Origin of the sequence: Streptomyces rubradiris (assembly GCF_016860525.1) — a bacterium.
Taxonomy (GTDB): Bacteria; Actinomycetota; Actinomycetes; order Streptomycetales; family Streptomycetaceae; genus Streptomyces; species Streptomyces rubradiris.
This window is the reverse complement of sequence record NZ_BNEA01000015.1, coordinates 2048933-2067643: the sequence shown is the minus strand read 5'-3', so window position 1 is coordinate 2067643 and position 18711 is coordinate 2048933. Positions and strand designations below refer to the sequence as shown.

The 18711-nt window shown below is 70.1% G+C and carries 23 protein-coding genes; 13 read left to right on the top strand and 10 right to left on the bottom strand.

What is annotated here, in order from left to right; translation table 11 throughout:
* Positions 1–130 precede the first annotated feature (130 nt).
* On the top strand, positions 131–1021 hold the full coding sequence (locus tag Srubr_RS22365) for a GNAT family N-acetyltransferase (RefSeq protein ID WP_229926801.1): 891 nt from the start codon (positions 131–133) through the stop codon (positions 1019–1021).
* Positions 1022–1048: 27 nt separating this feature from the next.
* Here Srubr_RS22365 and Srubr_RS22360 read toward each other — a convergent pair whose 3' ends face one another.
* A complete protein-coding gene (locus tag Srubr_RS22360; RefSeq protein WP_308439919.1) occupies positions 1049–1357 on the bottom strand; it encodes an STAS domain-containing protein in 309 nt (102 codons plus the stop codon).
* A gap of 184 nt (positions 1358–1541) precedes the next feature.
* Between Srubr_RS22360 and Srubr_RS22355 the strand changes: the two genes are divergently transcribed.
* Positions 1542–1907: a helix-turn-helix transcriptional regulator gene (locus Srubr_RS22355; protein ID WP_189997191.1), complete on the top strand. Its 366-nt coding sequence runs from the start codon at positions 1542–1544 to the stop codon at positions 1905–1907.
* 87 nt (positions 1908–1994) lie between these two features.
* Here the strand turns inward: Srubr_RS22355 and Srubr_RS22350 are convergent, their stop codons facing one another.
* On the bottom strand, positions 1995–2426 hold the full coding sequence (locus tag Srubr_RS22350) for an ATP-binding protein (RefSeq protein WP_189997190.1): 432 nt from the start codon (positions 2424–2426) through the stop codon (positions 1995–1997).
* Between the two features lie 205 nt (positions 2427–2631).
* On the opposite strand from Srubr_RS22350, the gene Srubr_RS22345 reads away from it, so the two are divergent.
* A complete protein-coding gene (locus tag Srubr_RS22345) occupies positions 2632–3108 on the top strand; it encodes an ATP-binding protein (protein ID WP_189997189.1) in 477 nt (158 codons plus the stop codon).
* A 482-nt stretch (positions 3109–3590) separates the two neighbouring features.
* Here Srubr_RS22345 and Srubr_RS22340 read toward each other — a convergent pair whose 3' ends face one another.
* On the bottom strand, positions 3591–3926 hold the full coding sequence (locus Srubr_RS22340) for an ArsR/SmtB family transcription factor (RefSeq protein WP_189997188.1): 336 nt from the start codon (positions 3924–3926) through the stop codon (positions 3591–3593).
* Between the two features lie 154 nt (positions 3927–4080).
* On the opposite strand from Srubr_RS22340, the gene Srubr_RS22335 reads away from it, so the two are divergent.
* The 5 genes from Srubr_RS22335 to Srubr_RS22315 all read left to right on the top strand — a co-directional run bounded on the left by Srubr_RS22335 (position 4081) and on the right by Srubr_RS22315 (position 11265).
* The gene (locus Srubr_RS22335) at positions 4081–5475 is read left to right on the top strand and encodes an MFS transporter (RefSeq protein ID WP_268257590.1); all 1395 of its coding nucleotides are present in this window, start codon (positions 4081–4083) and stop codon (positions 5473–5475) included.
* A gap of 97 nt (positions 5476–5572) precedes the next feature.
* Positions 5573–6202 (top strand): flavin reductase family protein, encoded by a 630-nt coding sequence (locus Srubr_RS22330; protein ID WP_189997187.1) that lies wholly within the window; start codon positions 5573–5575, stop codon positions 6200–6202.
* A 120-nt stretch (positions 6203–6322) separates the two neighbouring features.
* A complete protein-coding gene (gene valS / locus Srubr_RS22325) occupies positions 6323–8857 on the top strand; it encodes a valine--tRNA ligase (protein WP_229926799.1) in 2535 nt (844 codons plus the stop codon).
* 264 nt (positions 8858–9121) lie between these two features.
* Positions 9122–10549: a non-reducing end alpha-L-arabinofuranosidase family hydrolase gene (locus Srubr_RS22320; RefSeq protein WP_189997186.1), complete on the top strand. Its 1428-nt coding sequence runs from the start codon at positions 9122–9124 to the stop codon at positions 10547–10549.
* A gap of 194 nt (positions 10550–10743) precedes the next feature.
* The gene (locus tag Srubr_RS22315) at positions 10744–11265 is read left to right on the top strand and encodes a hypothetical protein (protein ID WP_189997185.1); all 522 of its coding nucleotides are present in this window, start codon (positions 10744–10746) and stop codon (positions 11263–11265) included.
* Positions 11266–11323: 58 nt separating this feature from the next.
* Here the strand turns inward: Srubr_RS22315 and Srubr_RS22310 are convergent, their stop codons facing one another.
* From Srubr_RS22310 to Srubr_RS22300, 3 genes are all read right to left on the bottom strand, one after another.
* Positions 11324–11677, bottom strand: a complete 354-nt coding sequence (locus Srubr_RS22310; RefSeq protein ID WP_189997184.1) for a DUF3618 domain-containing protein — start codon at positions 11675–11677, stop codon at positions 11324–11326.
* The gene (locus Srubr_RS22305; protein WP_229926798.1) at positions 11674–12102 is read right to left on the bottom strand and encodes a phage holin family protein; all 429 of its coding nucleotides are present in this window, start codon (positions 12100–12102) and stop codon (positions 11674–11676) included. The genes Srubr_RS22310 and Srubr_RS22305 overlap by 4 nt, the downstream gene beginning before the upstream one ends.
* 74 nt (positions 12103–12176) lie before the next feature.
* Positions 12177–12644, bottom strand: coding sequence for an ATP-binding protein (locus tag Srubr_RS22300; RefSeq protein WP_189997183.1), 468 nt, complete (start codon positions 12642–12644; stop codon positions 12177–12179).
* Positions 12645–12812: 168 nt separating this feature from the next.
* Here Srubr_RS22300 and Srubr_RS22295 point away from each other — a divergent pair, with 168 nt between their 5' ends.
* From Srubr_RS22295 to Srubr_RS22280, 4 genes are all read left to right on the top strand, one after another.
* Positions 12813–13682: a helix-turn-helix domain-containing protein gene (locus Srubr_RS22295; protein WP_189997182.1), complete on the top strand. Its 870-nt coding sequence runs from the start codon at positions 12813–12815 to the stop codon at positions 13680–13682.
* Positions 13679–13867, top strand: coding sequence for a DUF397 domain-containing protein (locus Srubr_RS22290; protein ID WP_189997181.1), 189 nt, complete (start codon positions 13679–13681; stop codon positions 13865–13867). Before Srubr_RS22295 ends, Srubr_RS22290 begins: the two co-directional genes overlap by 4 nt.
* On the top strand, positions 13864–14049 hold the full coding sequence (locus Srubr_RS22285; protein ID WP_189997180.1) for a DUF397 domain-containing protein: 186 nt from the start codon (positions 13864–13866) through the stop codon (positions 14047–14049). The genes Srubr_RS22290 and Srubr_RS22285 overlap by 4 nt, the downstream gene beginning before the upstream one ends.
* Positions 14050–14461: 412 nt before the next feature.
* Positions 14462–14809 carry an Imm1 family immunity protein gene (locus Srubr_RS22280; RefSeq protein WP_189997179.1) on the top strand — a complete coding sequence of 116 codons (348 nt, stop codon included), beginning with the start codon at positions 14462–14464 and terminating at the stop codon, positions 14807–14809.
* Positions 14810–14914: 105 nt separating this feature from the next.
* On the opposite strand, the gene Srubr_RS22275 is transcribed toward Srubr_RS22280, so the two are convergent.
* Positions 14915–15475, bottom strand: coding sequence for a carboxymuconolactone decarboxylase family protein (locus Srubr_RS22275; RefSeq protein ID WP_189997178.1), 561 nt, complete (start codon positions 15473–15475; stop codon positions 14915–14917).
* Positions 15476–15542: 67 nt separating this feature from the next.
* Between Srubr_RS22275 and Srubr_RS22270 the strand changes: the two genes are divergently transcribed.
* On the top strand, positions 15543–15902 hold the full coding sequence (locus tag Srubr_RS22270) for a winged helix-turn-helix transcriptional regulator (RefSeq protein WP_189997177.1): 360 nt from the start codon (positions 15543–15545) through the stop codon (positions 15900–15902).
* Positions 15903–15991: 89 nt separating this feature from the next.
* Here the strand turns inward: Srubr_RS22270 and Srubr_RS22265 are convergent, their stop codons facing one another.
* The 3 genes from Srubr_RS22265 to Srubr_RS22255 form a co-directional block, all read right to left on the bottom strand.
* Positions 15992–16693 (bottom strand): protein-glutamine glutaminase family protein, encoded by a 702-nt coding sequence (locus Srubr_RS22265; RefSeq protein ID WP_189997176.1) that lies wholly within the window; start codon positions 16691–16693, stop codon positions 15992–15994.
* A 567-nt stretch (positions 16694–17260) separates the two neighbouring features.
* Positions 17261–17986 (bottom strand): dienelactone hydrolase family protein, encoded by a 726-nt coding sequence (locus Srubr_RS22260; protein WP_189997175.1) that lies wholly within the window; start codon positions 17984–17986, stop codon positions 17261–17263.
* 108 nt (positions 17987–18094) lie between these two features.
* The gene (locus Srubr_RS22255; protein ID WP_189997174.1) at positions 18095–18703 is read right to left on the bottom strand and encodes a hypothetical protein; all 609 of its coding nucleotides are present in this window, start codon (positions 18701–18703) and stop codon (positions 18095–18097) included.
* Positions 18704–18711 lie beyond the last annotated feature (8 nt).

The window sequence follows — 18711 nt, the reverse complement described above, 5'->3', positions numbered from 1 at the left end:
TGTGGAGGCCGCGGCCGAAAATCCGGCGCGCCCCCGGGGGGACGCTGGCAGAGTGGCACCGGCTCCGGTCACGACCGTGCGGGTTGGCACGTAGGGCAGGGAAGGAGGCCGCCGAGGTGGTCGGTACGCTGTGAAGAGCGAATCAGCGCAGGTGAGGCCGGCGCGCGAGGAAGATCTTCCGTCGGCGGAGCGCGCCTCTGCCGCACTCTTCTTCGAGGCGGACCGGCGCAGCAGAAGAGTGTGCGAACCGGAGATCGAGCCCCGCTCGAAGACCGCTTCGAAGCAGTGGATCGAGCGGATGCGGTATTACCTCCAGGTCGATCCGGCCGGATGCCAGGTCGCGGTCGGCGAGGACGGGGGCGTCATCGGATTCGCCATGTCGCAGAACCGGGGCGACGTCTGGTATCTGGCGACCTACGGGGTACTGACGCGGTATCAGGGGCAGGGAATCGGCAAGCGGCTCATGGACGCCGCGCTGGCCCACGCCGACGGGCGGCCGGGACTGTTCTCGTCCACGGTGCATCCCGCGGCCACGCGCCGTTACCGGCTGGCCGGCTTCACGCTCCACCCGCAGATGCGCATGGTGGGCACCGTCGACCGCTCGACGCTGCCGGCGGTGAGCGGGCTCCGGGAGGGCCGGGCCGACGACTTCGAGTGGATGGACCGGCTCGACGAGCGGCTGCGCGGGGCGGGCCACGGCCCGGACCACGCGTACATGCTGGAACGGCTGCGCCTCGTCGTGTCGGACGACCCCGGCCGGCCCGGATACGTGTACATCGACGAGGAACAGGGGCGGGGCGTCCTGCTGGCCGCGGCGGAGCCGCGAACCGCCCAGGACCTGCTCTGGGAGGCCCTGGCGGCCTCCCGTGGAGACACGCTGGTCAACTGCGTCACCACCGCCAACCACTGGGCGGTGGACGTGGGGCTGGCCGCCCGGCTCGACATCGGGCAGGAGGGATATCTCGCGGTCCGGGGCATGGCGGAGCCGACGCCCTATCTGGCCAGTGGGCACTTCCTCTGACGGCTTGACCGCCCGGACCCGAACCGGTCAGTGGCAGGCGGCGGCCTCTTCCACGGTCTCCCGTACCTTCAGGAACGTGTCCGCGCCCGTGATTTCCAGGAGTCTGCGGATCTGCCGCGTCGGCGCCGCCACGCGAAGGTCGGTCTCGTGGTGGGTGAGGATCAGCAGGTTCAGCAGCGACGAGTCCCCGAAGGTGATGCCGGAGGCGTCCAGGACCACCGTCCGGTGTGCCTTGGCCGCGGCGTCCAGAGCCTCCGCCAGAGGCTTGACCGAGCACATGTCGTAGGCCCCGTGCGCGCTGATGACCAGGACACCACGGCATTCGGACTGTGCCACCGCGGCCTGATCGGCAATCCGGGGCGGTGTCCCGCCGGCGCCGCCGGGGCGGTCCGAGACTCCTTCTTCCACAAGCACCCTCGGCTCCTCCCACGTCTCCCCCCGCTGAGAACACGCTTCCTGTAGCGCGAAAAGTATGTCATGTATTCGATGTCTGGCAAACTGCGTCAGTAGAATGCCGTGCATGGTTGCAGTGCCTGGATCTCACACCGGTTGGACGTTCATCACCAACCATGCGCGAGTACTGGCGGCGATCGCCGACAACCCGAACATCCGGATCCGCGACATCGCCGCCCACTGCCGGCTCACCGAGCGTGCCGTCCAGCGGATCATCTCCGACCTCGAGCAGGACGGTTACCTCTCCCACACCCGCGAAGGACGCACCAACACCTACCGCGTCGAACCGGACAAGGTCCTGCGCCATCCCGCGGAAGCCGGCCTGACCGTGGCCGCACTGCTCTCCCTGCTCGTCCGGGACGAGACCGACCGCATCGGGGAACCCGGCAGCCGGTCCGGCCCGCCGGCCGCCACCGGCGGCACGAGCCAGTAGCGCTTCGCCCTGTTCCGGTTCCGGTGCCGTAGGCCGGCCGGGGCCGGCGCCGGGCGTCGGTGCCGGCCCCGACCCCGGCGCGCGTACTCACTCCCCTTGTGTTCCCGCCGCCGCCGCGGGCGGTTGAAAGCAAGCGGTGACGTCCTTGCCGCGGGGGCAACGGCGGACCTGCCAGTCGTCGGCGAGGGCGTCGACCAGGAGCAGCCCGCGCCCCCCGAGGGCGCGGTGGTCCGCGTGGCGTTGTTCGGGCAGCCGCGGTGAGGCGTCATGCACCGTCACATGCAGACATCGCTCGTCCCAGGTGAGGATGAGCTGAGCGTTGCTGTGGGCGTGCACATGGGCGTTGGTGACCAGCTCCGAGACGGCCAGCACGACCGAGTCCACCAGAGCCGGTGCCGTCCGCTCCCAGCCGAGCGCGGACACATGCGCACGCGTCCAGTCCCTGGCCTCCTTCACTCCCGCGCTGATCGGCAACGAGCGTGCCCACCCGACAGCCCTCATGGATGAGTCGTCCGCCATGGTTTCTCCTCCAGCCGCCGACGGTTTCCTGTCCCGTCTGCCCCGGTACGCGGCGACCCAACGTGAGTGGGCGGTGACGATCCGCGCCGTGCCGCCGTCGTGCGGGGCGCCGCCGTGTGGCGTAGCCGACAGTCCGGTCACCGTGGCTTGCCCGGCGCGATCGGGGGTAGACGGGCCCGGGAATGACAGAGCAGAGGCGGTGCGGATGGTACGGACCTTCGCCGGTGAGGACAGCGTGGCGGCCCACTCGGGCGACGCTGTCCTGAGTGCTGCGGTGGCTCTGGACGGGCAGGGACCGTCCATCGCGAGAGCCCGCCACGCGGCTGCCGCGTTCCTGACCCGGATGCGCTCCGAGCACGGTGTCGCGGTCTCCCGGCGGGCTGTGGAGGTGACGCAACTCGTGGTGAGCGAACTGGTCACCAACGCGCAGAAGTACGCCTTTGGCCCGATCGTGATGGATCTGCGGATCGCGGGCCACCTGGTGGAGGTCCAGGTGTGGGACTCCGACCCCGTGCTGCCGGTGGCTCGTGCCGCCGACGTGGGCCGGGTGGGTCAGCACGGCCTGGAGATCGTCATGGCCCTCTGCCAGAGCCTTGAGATCACGCGGGAGCCGGTCGGCAAGCGCATCACCGCCCGGCTGGCCCTGACGGACGATCCGAGTGGTGGGCCAGGAGGCTGGTGAGGCCGTCGCGCCGGGTCCCGGAGGTCCCGGTGAGGCCCGGCACATGAGGGTCCCTCGGAAGCGGTACGCGATGTCGTCGTCCCGGGTCGGACCCTCCTCGCCGTGGAACCGTGTGGCCTTCATGGAGCGCGCGGCGTAGAAGCCCCGCGCCGCGCAGGCCGTCACCATGGCCGCCCCCGCCTGGACGGCTCTCGTCGCACGCCGTGCGGTCCACCCTGACGGGTACCGCAGACGTGCCGTGCCGTCCTGCCCCGACCGTCGCCGTACTCGCCGGTGCCGCGACGCCGACCGGCCGGAGGCGGGCGGTGGGAGCGGGCGGCCGGAAGCGATCGGCCGGGAGCGGCCGGCCGAGGCCGCGGGCGCGACCGGCACGGCCGCGAGGGCGACGCCGGCCGGAACCACCGGGGTGAGGACGACGCCGGCCGGAACCACCGGGGTGAGGACGACGCCGGCCGGAACCACCGGGGTGTCGGGCCCCGGCCTCACCGTGACCCGTCGGCCGTCGGCGCGGGCGCGGCATGGCGGAGGATCGGGTCGAGCAGGCCCGGGAAGCGAGCGCCGAGGTCGTCGGCGCGCACGCGGATCCGCCGGTGCCGGCCGTCGACGGTCATGCTGATCAACCCGGCCTCGCGCAGGATCCGCCAGTGGTTGGTCAGGGTCGACGCCGGAACATTCAGCCCGTCGGCGAGCGCGGCACAGGTTGATTCGGGGCGGTCCCGCGCCCGCCGCACCAACTCCAGCCGCACCGGATCACCGAGCGCGTGCAGGACGGGTGTGAGCGTCAACGACTCGCGCGGAGGCTGGGGCAAGGAACGCATGGCCCCATGATGCACTATTCGACAGTTCGGGATTGTCGAACTATCTTGTCCTGGTCCACGTCACAGGGAGGGAACGACGGTGACCCCGAACGAGAGCACGACCGCGACGGCATCGCGCGGGGGAGCGAACACCCGCTCCGGACAAGGGGCGTTATTGGCGGTGGCGTGCCTGGGGCAGTTCATGGTGTTGCTCGACAGCACGATCGTCGGCGCCGCCCTGCCCGACATGCAGCGGCGCCTGGAGGTCCAGCTGACCGGCCTCCAGTGGATCGTCGACGCCTACGTGCTGCTGGTCGCCATGCTGCTGCTGTCCGGAGGCGTCTTCGCCGACCGCTTCGGCCGCAAGCGGATGTTCCTGTCCGGTGTCGCGGTGTTCACCGCCGCGTCCGTCCTGTGCTCCGCCACCTCCTCGCTCGGCTGGCTGATCGCCGGACGGGTGGCGCAGGGCATCGGTGCGGCGGCGCTGAGCCCCGCCTCGCTGGCCCTGATCGCCGCCGCTCACCCGGTGCCGCGCGAGCGCGTCAAGGCGATCGGGCTGTGGGCCGGTCTCAGCGGGATCGGCCTTGCCGCGGGCCCCTTGGCCGGCGGCCTCCTGGTGGAGGCGTTCGGCTGGCCCGCCATCTTCCTGGTGAACGTGCCCATCGGCGCGGCCCTGCTGCTGGCCGGTCTCCGCTTCTTGGACGAATCCCGCACTCCGGACGCGCCGGTGATCGACGTGCCCGGTACGGTCCTGTCGGTGCTGGGCGTGGGGGCGCTGGCCTACGGGCTCATCGAGGGCGGGGCCCGGGGGTGGACCTCCCCGGTGGTCCTGGGCGGCTTCGCCGCGGCGGCGCTGGTCCTCGCCGTCTTCGTCGCCGTCGAGGCCCGGGCCTCGACACCGATGCTGCCGTTGCGGCTGTTCCGGCAGCGACTGTTCACCGTGTCCAACACGGCCATGGCCGTAGTGGGCTTCGCGCTCATGGGCTCCTCCTTCTTCTTCTCCCAGTTCTTCGTGACCGTCCAGGGCAGTTCGATCCTGCGCGCCGGTCTGCAAACCCTCCCGGCCACCCTCGCCATGGTGATCGTCAGCCCGTACGCGGGCCGGCTCGCCGCTCGGCACGGCTTCCGTGTGGTAGTCACCGCCGGTCTCGCGCTGGCCGGACTGGGACTGCTGGCGCTCGGCTTCGCGCACGCGGACACCGGTTACGGAAACGTGTGGTGGCGGCTGGGGCTGACCGGCGTCGGCTTCGCCCTGGCCATGTCCCCGCTGACCGGCGCCGCCATCCAGGCGGTCGGCCCGCAGGAGGGAGGTCTCGCCTCGGGCGTCAGCAGCACCGCCCGGCAGATCGGCGCGCTGCTCGGCGTGGCCGTGCTCGGCGCCGTGGTCCGCACCAGGCAGTCCGGCGGGGCGTCCTTCGAGGCCGCCCTCGGCACCGCCTTCACCACGGCCGGCGCCGTCACCTTGGCAGCCGCCCTGCTGACCGGCCTGTGGCTGGTGAAGTCCAAGACCACGGAACGTCCCGCCCCGCGGACCCGCACAGGTCCACCCGCGGCCGGGACACGGCCCTGACCCGCCGTGCCGACGGATGCGAGGTCCGATTCCCGCCAGCGGGAAAGCGCCCCGCTCGGCACAGTGGCCGGCACGCCCCCATCCGTGTGAGGAGCCCATGCATCTGACCGTCGAACCGAGAGTGCTCTACTTCGGCACCCCCGTGGTCCTGCTGAGCACGTCCAACGAGGACGGCTCGGCGAATCTGGCGCCCATGTCCTCCGCCTGGTGGGTGGACCGGTCCTGCATGCTGGGCCTGGACGAGACCTCGCAGACCACGAAGAACCTGATCGAGTCCCGTGAATGCGTACTGAATCTCGCTTCCTCGGACCTCGCCGGCGCGGTCGACCGTCTGGCGCTGCTCACCGGTTCGCGTGTCGTGCCCGACCACAAACTGCGCAAGGGCTACCGGTACGAGCCCGACAAGTTCAAGGCGGCGGGCCTGACCGAGACGGCTTCCGAGCGGGTACGTCCGCCACGGGTGGCACAGTGCCCGGTCCACCTTGAGGCCGTCGTCGACCGCGTCCATCCCTTCGGTGAAGCGGACTCCGGCCTCGTGGCCGTGGAGGTGCGCGTGGTACGGGTCCACGTCGAGGAGAGCCTGCTGGTACCGGGCAACCGCCGCCACATCGACGCCGACCGCTGGGACCCCCTGATCATGAAGTTCTGCGAGCTCTACGGCGACAGCCGCAACGTCCACCCGTCCCGACTCGCCTCGGCCTGGGGGCTCGGACGATCCGGCGCGTAATCACCAAGTGGTGCGGAATATGGCGCTGGTCGTCATCTGGCTTGATGGGAAAAGGAGTTGTCAAGACCCCGTAGACTGCCTGGTCACCAGGTGCAAGAGCCCACGAGAGGTGTGTACATCGTGACACTGCCGGAGAAGCCGTCCATCGACGGCCTGGACGACAAATGGTCAGCCATCTGGGCCCAGAACGGCGTCTACCGGTTCGTACGCCCCGCCGCGCGCGAGCAGGTGTATTCCATCGACACCCCGCCGCCCACGGTGTCCGGTTCACTGCATGTCGGTCACGCCTTCTCCTACACCCACACCGACATCGTCGCGCGCTTCCAGCGCATGCGCGGCAAGCACGTGTTCTACCCGATGGGGTGGGACGACAACGGCCTGGCGACCGAGCGGCGCGTGCAGAACTACTACGGCGTCCGCTGCGACCCCTCCCTGCCGTACGACCCGGACTTCAAGGCGCCGGAACCGGTCGCCAACTTCGCCAGGAAGGACCGGCCGCCGGTCGTCGACGTCTCCCGGCGCAACTTCATCGAGCTGTGCGAGCGGCTCACCGCCGAGGACGAGCGTGTCTTCGAGCACCTGTGGCGCCGGCTCGGCCTGTCCGTGGACTGGTCGCTGAACTACACCACCATCGGGGCCGAAGCGCGGCGCATCTCGCAGGCCGCGTTCCTGAAGATGCTCGCCGCCGGGGAGGTCTACCAGGACGAGGCGCCCACCATGTGGGACATCGACTTCGGCACGGCCGTCGCCAACGCCGAGATGATCGACAAAGAGGTGCCGAGCGCGTACCACCGGCTGGTCTTCACGGTGGACGGCGAGCCGGTGCACATCGAGACGACCAGGCCGGAGCTGCTGCCGGCGTGCGTGGCGTTGGTGGCGCACCCGGACGACGAGCGCTACCAGCCGCTGTTCGGCCGGGAGGCCGTGACCCCGATGTTCGGGGTGCGCGTGCCGGTCGTCGCGCATCCGCTGGCGAAGGCGGACAAGGGGTCCGGCATCGCCATGGTGTGCACCTTCGGCGACCAGACGGACGTCGTCTGGTGGCGCGAGCTGCGCCTGCCGACCCGCACCCTCGTCGGCCGCGACGGCCGCCTCCAGCCGGTGGACTTCACCACCCTGCCGTGCGCGGACCCCGGCGCGGCGCAGCGCGCGTACGCCCCGCTGGCCGGCCTGTCCGTGACGCAGGCCCGCAAGGCGATCGTGGCGGCGCTGGGGGAGGGCGGCTTCATCGACGGCGAGCCCCGGCCCACCACGCACGCGGTGAAGTTCTACGAGAAGGGCGAACGCCCGCTGGAGATCGTCTCCTCCCGGCAGTGGTTCATCCGCACGATGGCCCACCGGGAGGAGCTGCTGGAGCGCGGGGAGTCGATCGTCTGGCACCCGGCGCACATGAAGGCGCGCTACGACGACTGGGTCCGCGGCCTGAACAGCGACTGGCTGATCTCCCGGCAGCGTTTCTTCGGCGTCCCGTTCCCGGTGTGGTACCCGCTGGACAGCGCGGGCGAGCCGGACTACGAACACCCCATCGTCCCCGACGAGTCGGCCCTTCCGGTGGACCCGCAGAGCGCTGTCCCGCCCGGCTACGCCGAGGAACAGCGGGGAGTGCCCGGCGGTTTCACCGGGGAGCCCGACGTGATGGACACCTGGGCGACCTCCTCCCTCACGCCGCAGCTCGCGTGCGGCTGGCTGAACGACCCGGAGCTGTACCGGCTCACCTTCCCGATGGACCTGCGCCCGCAGGGCCACGACATCATCCGCACATGGCTGTTCTCCACGGTGGTCAGGTCCCACATCGAGGAGGGCGAGACGCCGTGGCGGCACGCCGCGCTGTCCGGGTGGATCCTCGACCCGGACCGCAAGAAGATGTCGAAGTCGCAGGGCAACGTCGTCACCCCCGAGCACCTGATCGACGAGCACAGCGCCGACGGCGTGCGCTACTGGGCGGCGTCCGCGCGGCCGGGCACCGACACGGCGTTCGAGCCGAAGCAGATGAAGGTCGGCCGGCGCCTGGCCACGAAGCTGCTGAACGCGGCGAAGTTCGTGTACGGCTTCCCGGAGGCGGCGGCGGACGCCACGGTCGGCGAACCGCTGGACGCCGCTGTGATCGAGTCGCTGAAGCGGACCGTCGCCGAGGCCACGCAGGCCCTGGAGTCCTACGAGTACACCACGGCCCTGGCCGCCGCCGAACGGTTCTTCTGGACGTTCTGCGACGACTACGTGGAACTGGTCAAGCAGCGGGCCTACGACGGGTCGGACTCGGCGCGCCTGACCCTGCGGCTGGCCCTGGACACGGTGATCCGGCTGCTCGCGCCGTTCATCCCGTACGTCACCGAGGAAGTGTGGTCGTGGACGCACGAGACCTCGGTGCACACGTCCGCCTGGCCCGCGGCCGGCGAGTTCGCCGGCACCTCCGGCGACGCGGGGCTCCTCCCGTCCGCCTCCGAGGTGATCAGGGCGGTCCGCAAGGCGAAGAGCGAGGCGAAGCTGTCCATGCGGTCCGAGGTCCCCAGGGTGGAGGTCGCGGCTCCCGCCGCACTGACCGAGGCGATCCGCTCCGTCGAGGGCGACCTGAGGAACGCGGGCCACATCGGTGAGATCGCCTACTCCGCGGCGGCGGAGCTGAAGGTGACGGTCCAACTGCCCGAGGCCGCCTGACGGTTCCGGCCGTGTGATCCTCAGCCGCCCCCATGCCGGGCGGGCCGCGCCGGCGGTCCGCCCGGCATGGGGGCGGTCTTGGCGTGCACGAAATCTTCGAAACATTCGGTGACGGAAGCGACTCGTGCGAGAGGTATTGACGTCGTTCATCGCTTCCCTAATTCTTCAGATGGCCGACATTGCGGCCGTTGTTCGACATTTCGAACACATCGAATGTCATGCGCGCGCCAAGCCGACCGCCTACTCAAGGTTGAGGAACTCCCCATGCCCACAGCAAGTTTCAGCCGCAGGCATCCGCACGCGGCGCTCGCCGCGGTGCTCGCGGCTCTGACCGCGCTGGCGGCGTTGCTCGTCGCCACCCCGGCTCAGGCGGCCTCCAGCGGCGCCCTGCGCGGCGTCGGTTCCAACCGGTGTCTCGACGTGCTGGGCGGCAGCCAGACCGACGGTACGGCCCTCCAGCTCTACGACTGCTGGGGCGGGACGAACCAGCAGTGGACGCTGACGGACACCAACCAGCTGACCGTGTACGGCAACAAGTGCCTGGACGTCCCGGGCCACGCCACCACGTCCGGTACCCGGGTGCAGATCTGGACCTGTTCCGGCGGCGCCAACCAGCAGTGGCAGGTGAAGTCCGACGGCACGGTCGTCGGCACCGAGTCCGGGCTGTGCCTGGAGGCCGCGGGCGCCGGTACGGCCAACGGCACGGCGGTGCAGATCGGTACGTGCAACGGCGGCGGCAACCAGAAGTGGACCGGCCTGACCGGGACGACGCCGCCGGACTCCTCGTGCGCCCTTCCGTCGACGTACCGGTGGTCGTCCACGGGTGTGCTGGCGCAGCCGGCCAACGGCTGGGTCTCGCTGAAGGACTTCACCACCGCGAAGTACAACGGCAAGCACGTGGTCTACGCGTCGAACGTGTCGGGGTCGTCGTACGGCTCGATGGCGTTCAGCCCCTTCACGAACTGGTCGGAGATGGCGTCGGCCCGCCAGACCGGCATGAGCCAGTCCGCGGTGGCGCCCACGCTGTTCTACTTCGCGCCGAAGAAGATCTGGGTCCTCGCCTACCAGTGGGGTGCCTGGCCGTTCATCTACCGCACCTCCAGCGACCCCACTAACCCGGGCGGCTGGTCCGCCCCGCAGCCGCTGTTCACCGGCAGCCTGCCCGACTCCGGCACCGGCCCGATCGACCAGACCCTGATCGCCGACGACCAGAACATGTACCTCTTCTTCGCCGGTGACAACGGCAAGATCTACCGGGCGAGCATGCCGATCGGGAACTTCCCGGGCAACTTCGGCTCCTCGTACACCACGGTCATGAGCGACACCGTGAAGAACCTGTTCGAGGCGCCGCAGGTCTACAAGGTCAAGGGCCAGAACCAGTACCTCATGATCGTCGAGGCCCGGGGCGCGAACGAACAGCGCTACTTCCGCTCCTTCACCGCCACCAGCCTGAACGGTTCCTGGACCCCGCAGGCCGCCACCGAGAGCAACCCCTTCGCGGGCAAGGCCAACAGCGGTGCCACCTGGACCAACGACATCAGCCACGGCGACCTGATCCGCGACAACCCCGACCAGACCATGACCATCGACCCCTGCAACCTCCAGCTCCTCTACCAGGGCAAGTCCCCGAGCGCGAGCGGCCCGTACGACCAGCTCCCGTGGCGCCCGGGCGTCCTCACCCTCCAGCGCTGACCGTCCCGGCGTGGGCGGTACCGCTTCGCTCCGGCCGGGAGCACGTCGCGGTGCCGTCCCCGTCATGTCACGAACGTGTCTTGAGCGCGAGCGCGAGGCAACTCGGGCAACCCGGCCGCCTATCAATGAGGGCAGAAGGCCACACGGGTGAACAGTCGCCCGGATCGCTCGCCAGCAGAGGACGGACACAAAGCATGCGCACTCGGAAGATCTCGGCACTGACCATCTCGGCCGTGGCCCTCGGCCTGGCACTGACGGCATGCGGCAACGACGGCGACGACGCCAAGACGACCCCTTCCGCTTCCGCTTCGGCTTCGGCGAGCGACTCGTCGGCCACGGCCACGAGCACCCCGGGGTCCGGCGGCGCGGACGGCAAGTCGTCGGACACGTCCGCCGACAAGTCCGGTACCACGGGCACCGGTTCCTCGGCCGCGCCCGGCAAGCCCGCCACCGCGGAGGGCAAGTCGACGGGGGCGCCCGCCAAGGGCGCCGTGAAGTGCACGGACAAGATCAACTACGCGGGCGACCCGCGTTCCAACGCCGAGATCAACTCCATCGGCGAGGAGACCGGCACGTGTCCGCCGGTGCAGAAGCCGGCGTCCGACGACAAGAAGTGCACGGACAAGATCAACTACGCGGACGACGTGCGCTCCAACGCCGAGATCAACTCCATCGGCGAGGAAACGGGCACGTGCCCGCCGGTCAAGCGGAAGTGACCAAGACGCGTAGGGGGCCGGCACCCACGGGGGCCGGCCCCCTTACGCGTCCCTTCGGCTACCTCTTGCGGCGGCAGACCAGCCACAGCAGCAGCGTCGCGCCGCCCGCGAGCAGCAGCGTGCGGTTGTCGCGGGTCAAGCGTGCGGTGACGGCGGCGGTCTGCCGTACCGGCTCGGGGGCCTTCTCCTGCAACAGCCGGCCTGCCAACTCGGCCTTGATGGCGGCCTGTTCCTTCACTTCGGCGGCCTGTTCCCTCACCTCGGCGGCCTTCTCCTTGGCGCGGGCCTTGACATCCGTCTTCGCCGCGAGCGCCTCGACCGTCTCGCCCAGCTCCTGACGGGTGTGCTCGACCTGCTCGCGCAGTTCCTCCGGGCCGGACGCGGTGGGTTCGTCGTGGGGCGGCTGGGTCATCGGTGCGCACTCTCCTTGATCTCGGCCACATCGGCCTTCACGTTCTTGATCGCCTGCTCCGGTGCGGGCGGCGCCGCCTCGGCGAACTGCTTCTTCCCGGTCAGCGCCATCACCCCGGCGATCACACCGAGCACGGCGGTGACGATCAGGGCGGCGGCCCACACCGGCAGCGGCACGGCCAGCGCCGCGATCACGGTGGCGACCAGGGCCTGGAGCGTCAGGAACCCGAACAGCCCCGCGCCGCCGAACAATCCGCCGCCCTTGCCGTAATGCTTGCCTTTCTCCTTCATCTCCGCCTGTGCCAGGCGCAGTTCGCCCCGCACCAGCTCCGTCAGCTGCTGCGAGGCCCGCTGGACGAGCTCGCCCACCGGTTCGGATCCGTGCGCCTGACGGTCTGCCTCGTAGTGCGGCTGTGTACGGGACACGGCGATCACCTTCCAGACCTGCGTGGCGTGCGGTATTTCCGTCGTGCACACGCGGGTACCCAGGTCCGGGCGGTTCACCGTCCCTTCGTGGGCGGCCGCTCCGGACTGATGACATCTACCTCCGCCCACACCGTCTTCCCGGACGGCGGGTACGGCTCCGTGTCCCACCGGTCGGCGAGCGCGGCCACGAGGAGCAGGCCACGGCCCGATTCCGCCTCCTCCGGCCGGGCCGTCGTAGCGGGCGCGGGAAGCCGGTCGCCGCGCGCGTCACTGACCGCGACGCGCAGGGTTCCGGCGGTGACATCGAGGCCGAGGACGAGCCGGAAGCTCCGCCCCCGCACCCGCCCGTGCACGGCCGCGTTGGCCGCGAGCTCGGCGACGATCTGCTCCGCACGGTCGATGACGGTGGGTGACAGCCCCCAGGCGTACAGCTCTCCCACGGCGAGCAGCCGCGCCAGGCGGGCGCCCCGGCGGGTGGAGGAGAGCAGCTGGGAGAACGAATGTACGGTGGCGTTGGGGAGTTGGGGTGTTGTGGGGGTCATGGGGCCACCGTGGCGGGCGCGCACGGCGTTCTTCCAGAGGCCCGCCCCGTACGCTGTGTCAGCGTACGGGCACTTTCGGTAGACAGTACGCATTCCCAGCCGTCACTCTGGGTGCTGTCGAGCGCGGGGGACGCAGCACGGAACGTACGTACCTGGAGGTGGCCGCGGATGACGCACGGCGGCGCGAGCGAGAACGATGACGACCTGGCGGTCTGCGAGGTGGAGCGGGAGCCCGATCCCTCCGACAGTCTGCGGACGTTCGGGGCGGTCGTCCAGGCCCTGCGCGAACACGCGGGACTGAGCAGGGAGGAGTTCGCGCGGTTGGTCCAGTTCTCCAAACACACCGTGGAGTCGGTGGAGTTGGGCAGGCGCATGCCCGACGAGTCCTTCGTGGAACGGGCGGAGGAGGCGTCGGGCAACACGGGCGCCCTCCGCAGGGCCGCGAAGTACCTGACCCGGGGAGAGGCGGGCCTCGCGGCGTGGTTCCGACGCTGGGCCAGGCTGGAGAAGGTCGCGGTGAGCCTGAGCACGTATGAGTGCCGGTTGGTGCCGGGGTTGTTGCAGTCGCCTGCGTACGCGAGGGCGGTGTTCGAGGGAACCGTACCCGTGGCGCCGGACGACCAGTTGCAGGACTTCATGGCCACGCGGATGGATCGGCAGCGGATGCTGTTCGAGCGGCCGACGACGCCGTTCAGCTTCATCGTCGAGGAGCACGTATTCCGACGAAAGTTCGGGGAGACCGAGCAGATGCGGGAGCTTCTCGACCACGTGCTGGAGCTGAGCGCACCGCGCAATGTGACGCTTCAGATCGTGCCGCTGGAGGCCGGACTGCACGCATGCCTGGATGGGCCGCTCCAGCTCATGGAGACTCCCAGGGGCCAGCGTCTCGCCTACTCGGAGGGGCAGCAGAACGGCCGCCTGATCTCCGACCCGAGAGAGGTGAGCCTGCTGCAACAGCGCTATGACACACTGCGCTCGCAGGCCCTCAACGCCAAGTACTCGCGGGGTCTGTTGGAGCAACTCCGAGGAGAACTATGAGCACGACGGAACTCGCCTGGTTCAAGTCCAGCTACAGCGGCAGCCAGGGCGACAGCTGCGTTGAAGTTGCCGTCACGGAGCAGGCAGTGCACGTACGTGACTCCAAGGACGTCACGCGCCCGGACTTCGCCGTCGGCCGGGACGGCTGGGAGCGGTTCGTACGGTACGCGGGAGGAGAGCTATGAGCACGACCGGACTCGCCTGGTTCAAGTCCAGCTACAGCGGAACCCAGGGCGACGACTGCGTTGAAGTTGCCGTCACGGAGCAGGCAGTGCACGTGCGTGACTCCAAGGACGTCACGCGCCCGGACTTCGCCGTCGGCCGGGACGGCTGGGCGCGGTTCGTGCGGTACGCGGCCGGAGGCTGACGCGCGAAGGAGGCGTGCCGTCGGCGGCGGCACGCCTCCTTCGCGTCACAGTCAGTCGGCGAGGGTCCCGTGGTATCGAATGCCTCCGATGCTCTCGTCCGCCGAGGCCCGACGCCCCGGCTGCCTCCGTAGCTCTCGCCGGCACCACGTCGCTCCAACCCCCCTGAGCCGCAACCTCCACCCGCAAATCACCCCCGCGAGTGATCCGGTCGCCCTTCCGTCCGCCGACTTGCTCCCTGTCGCGCTCTCTGAGCGGCCGAGTCGTTGGCCGAACGTACTGGTGGTCACCGAATTGACGCAGAGCCGTCAGCTGACAGAGGTCGGTCGTGCTTTTGCGGATACGGCTGTCGGTGCTCAGGGCGAGCCACTTGCCGTTGATCTCCTGGTGCTTCGATGAGGCATCATTTTCCGTGTGACTGTAAAAGTTCTCGGCATCGGCCTGGACTACACCTCGGGTTACGGGGCGCTGCTTTGGTACTGCGACGGTGAATTCAGAAAAGAGGTCGCCGCACTCTCGGGAGCGGAGGTCACAGAACACGTGTGGGTCTCGCGGAACCCCTCCCCGCCCGCAGCGGACCCGCAAGTAGTGCGCGACCCCTGGAACCCCAGCTACTTCAACAGGATCAGCGTGCTCCCGCTGGACGACGTCCGCCCTGTCGTCGAGGAGTACTTCCGCGAAAGCACGGGACTCCGGCCTACGGGAGTGCAGTGGGTGAAGGGCCACTTCACCGGGGAACTCTACGAAGAGGAGGCGGGCTGATGTAAGAGCTCGTAACCGGATCTCCAGTGGGCCTTCCCTAGCCGCTTGTGCGGCGACAGGTTGGCCCGGAGTACGGGGCAACGGCCGGGCACGTGCGGGGTGTAGTCACCGCGTCGGGAACGGCGTGGCCCAGGCTTCCTCTTCGAGGAGGAGTCCGTTGGCCAGACAGCTGATGGTCCGGTACCAGCCGATGAGGACGAGGAGTTCGAGAAGCTGGGCGTCGTCGTAGTGAACGCGCAGGGCGTCCCAGGCGGACTGCGAGAGGCGGGCCGTGTCGTGCAGTTCGTCGGCCGCGTCGAGCAGGGCCGCATGGCGTGGTGACCACGCGGTACTGCCTGCCGTACCCGTTTCGGTGGTCGCGCGGAGCTGTTCCTGGCTGAGCCCCGCCCGCTGTGCGAGGGTCGCGGCGTGCACGCCCCATTCGTAGGCGCAGCCGGCGCGCGCGGTCACGCGGGCGATGACGATCTCGCGGTCGACGGCCGGGAGGAGGCCGTGGCCCAGCAGCCCGGCCCCCAGGGAGAACATGCGTGAGGCCAGTTCCGGATGGCGGTGCAGCACCCGGAACAGGGCGAGCGGCTCATGCGGCACGTCCGGAGGCATCCACCGGCGGAGCGCCTGGTCGACGGAGGCGGGGTAGGGCGGGCTGAGCGGTTCGATGCGCGGCATGCGGCACCTCCTGCTTCGGTTTTCGAACCACTATGATGCTTCGAGAACCGAAGCGCAAGGAGGGGGCATGGAAGCCAGAGCGCCACGGCCGGGTGTACCGGTACGAGGGTCCGAGTCGGGCCGACCCGTCATGGCGGCACTCGACCTGCTCGGACGCCGCTGGACGATGCGCATTCTGTGGGAACTGAGCCAAGCCCCGGCCGGCTTCCGGGAGTTGCAGCGCCGGTGCGAGCGCATGTCCTCCAGCGTGCTCACCACCAGGCTCGACGAGCTGACCGGCGTCCGCCTGCTCACCCTTCAGGCGGACGGCTACCACCTCACCCGGCTCGGCCAGGACCTCGTCGAGGCGCTGAGCCCACTGGAGGACTGGAGCCGGCGATGGGCCAGGGAAACGGGCAACGGCACGACCGGCGAACCCGAGGCTTGAAACGCGACGGGACGACATCCGCGAAGCCTTCCCCGGCCTCACCGCCTGCCTCGTCACCCCACCGCCGCGCCCAACGCCCGTCACCGCCCCTAAGGCATGTACGCCATCGCGCTGTTGGCGTCCGGCCGATTGTCCGTGCCCGGCCTGCCGAGGAATCCCCAGGCGACCTGGTGGACGTTGGTGCGCGGGTCCACCTGGACCCTGGCGGCCCACTCGCTCAGTTGGAGCGGACGCGAACGGTCGAAGACGGGATCGATGACCAGAATGCCGTTCGCGGTCGTCACGGAGGCGGCGACATGATGGTTCCACTGGTGATCGGCGTGCAGCCGCCCTCCGTCGGGCAGGGCCCACTGCTTCGTGAGGTGGTGGGCCGCGATCGCCGGGGACCGCCGGGCGATGGCCAGGCAGATGGCGTGGGCCCGGCCCTCACAGCCGTCCTCGCCCACCTGGCCGCCGGCGCTGCCGAAGGCGGGCACAAGGTCGGGCCACATGGCTTGCAGGGCCTCCGCGGTCGGCGGACCGGCGTCCGGGAACTTGTCCGTGAGGTAGTCGAGCTGCTCCTCAAGCATCCTCAGGTACTTGGTCTTCCTGCTGCTGTCCGGTCTCGCTCCGAGGAGCCTGATGGCCTCGTGCACGGTATCCACCGACCGCATGGGCATGAGGTTCCGCAGCAGGGTGAGGAGTTCCAGCTGGTCTTGGCCGACTCTCTTGGCCCTGTCGGGAGCGTTGCTTTCGTCCATCTTCTCCAGCATCGCCGTCATCTTTTGCTGGTCGTTCTCGATACGTTCCACGACATCATCCGAGAACGGCTCTTCCTCCTCCTCCGAAGAGGACGAGTACTCCTCCTCCGAGGACACCGCCGCCCGTGCCTGCTTCGGCGCCGCCTGATCCTCCGGCGAGGCGGACCTCTTCCGTTTCCCGCCGATATCCTCCATGCGCTGGATCGCCGCGGTGACCGCCGCGTTACCCGCGCTGCGCTGTAACGACCACAAGGCCGAGGGACGGGCGGACGGAAGGGAATCCGCTCGCGCGCCGGCGCCCTCCGCCCGGTCCGGGGCACGCCTCGGCGCGCGGTCCCTTTCCTGCGTGGGGATCTCCTCACGAGCCGACCGACGCATGAACCGCTCCCTTCCCCCGCCCCCCGGCGAAGTGACACCGCATCATCTCAACGCGGGGAGCGTTTGTCCCGCCTGCTCGGCGGTTGCGGGGTCCGAGGCGGAGCCCACCCGCGGGGACCGTGAAGACCGGTGAACAGACCCCATCCGCGCGGCGGCGTCCGGCACGCACGCTCGCGGGCTGCCGAAAGGTCCCGGTCGACCGGCCGGGTCCGGGGGCCGGGATCGTGGTGGCCGGCCAGGTCAGTCCGTCAGGGGCAGGCATTCGGCGAGCAGGCCGACGATGTCCCGCCAGGCCCGCCGCGCGTGGCGCGGGTGGTGGCCGACGCCGGGGCGCACGGTGTGGTCGACCGGTGGGTGGTGGAAGGCGTGCAGGGCACCGCCGTAGACCGTGAGGCGCCAGTCGACGCCCGCTGCTTGCAACTCGGCTGTGAACGCGTCCCGTTGGGCGGTCGACATGATCGGGTCTTCCGAGCCGACCCCGGCCCACACGGGGCAGCGGATGCGGGCCGTCTCGCCCGGCCGGCCCGTGGTCAGTCCGTTGACCGTCGCGATCGCGCGCAAGTCGACGCCGTCACGCCCGAGTTCCAGCGCGATCGCGCCCCCGGTGCCGTAGCCGACGGCGGCGATCCGGTCGGGGTCGGTGCGCGGTTCGGCGCGGAGCACGTCGAGCGCCGCGTGGCCGATGTCCCGCATCCGGTCGGGGTCGGCGAGCAGCGGCATGCAGCGGGCCAGCATCTCCTCGGGGTCGCTCAGATAGCGTCCGCCGTGGAGGTCGAAGGCCAGCGCCACGTACCCCAGTTCGGCGAGCGCGTCGGCCCGGCGGCGCTCGACGTCGCTGAGCCCTGTCCCCTCGGGCCCGACCAGGACCGCGGGCCTGCGGCCGGCACCGGCCGGGAGCGCGAGGTGCCCGGTCATCGTCAGGCCGTCGGCGGCGTATTCGATCGTGCGCGTGGTAACCGTCGTCATGTGCTTGGACTGTAGTGATCGTCCAGCCTGGTCCGGCCGGTGTTCTGCGGCCGGCAGAAGGCAGGCCCCCGGCGCATAGTGGAACCACCCCGGCAGCGGTTCGGCTCCTCACGGTGTCGCGCTGACCAGGATTCCCCGTCCCGCGTGGAAGCGCTCGAAGACGTGCATGGGCAGCGACGCGGAGTCCGCGTTGTGGGAGTAGCCCGACGGGTTGTGGAACCGTACCGTGTCGCCACGGACCTCGTGGACCAGCACGAGATGCCCTCCCCGTCGCGGCTCGCGGGTGCCCGGGTCGCGTATCTCGGGAGACACCGAAGCGATCAGGGCCTGCCCGGGGCGCACCGCTCGGGCGGATTCCTGGATCGGCGTGTGCTCGACCAGTCGGCATGCGAACCCGAACTGTGCGCCGACCCAGGCCATGAAGGGCCTGTAGATCAGCCCCCGGACCTTGCCCTGGGGTTCCACCACGTAGCAGCCCCGGTCGAGGGCCAGCGAGAGGAGTTCACGCATCGGCAGCCGGATGTCCGTCCAGCCGTGGAGCAGGGACTGCAGGCAGGCCAAGCCGCAGACCTTGCGGGACCAGAAAAGGTACTCCTCGTACGAGTGGTACCCGTCGGAGGCCCAGTCGTGCGGTCGCGGCGGGTCGGTGCGCCTCAGGAAGACATCGAGCCTCGATGGGGCGGCACGCCGGATGACGACCTCGTCGTTCCGGTCCACGCTTCCCC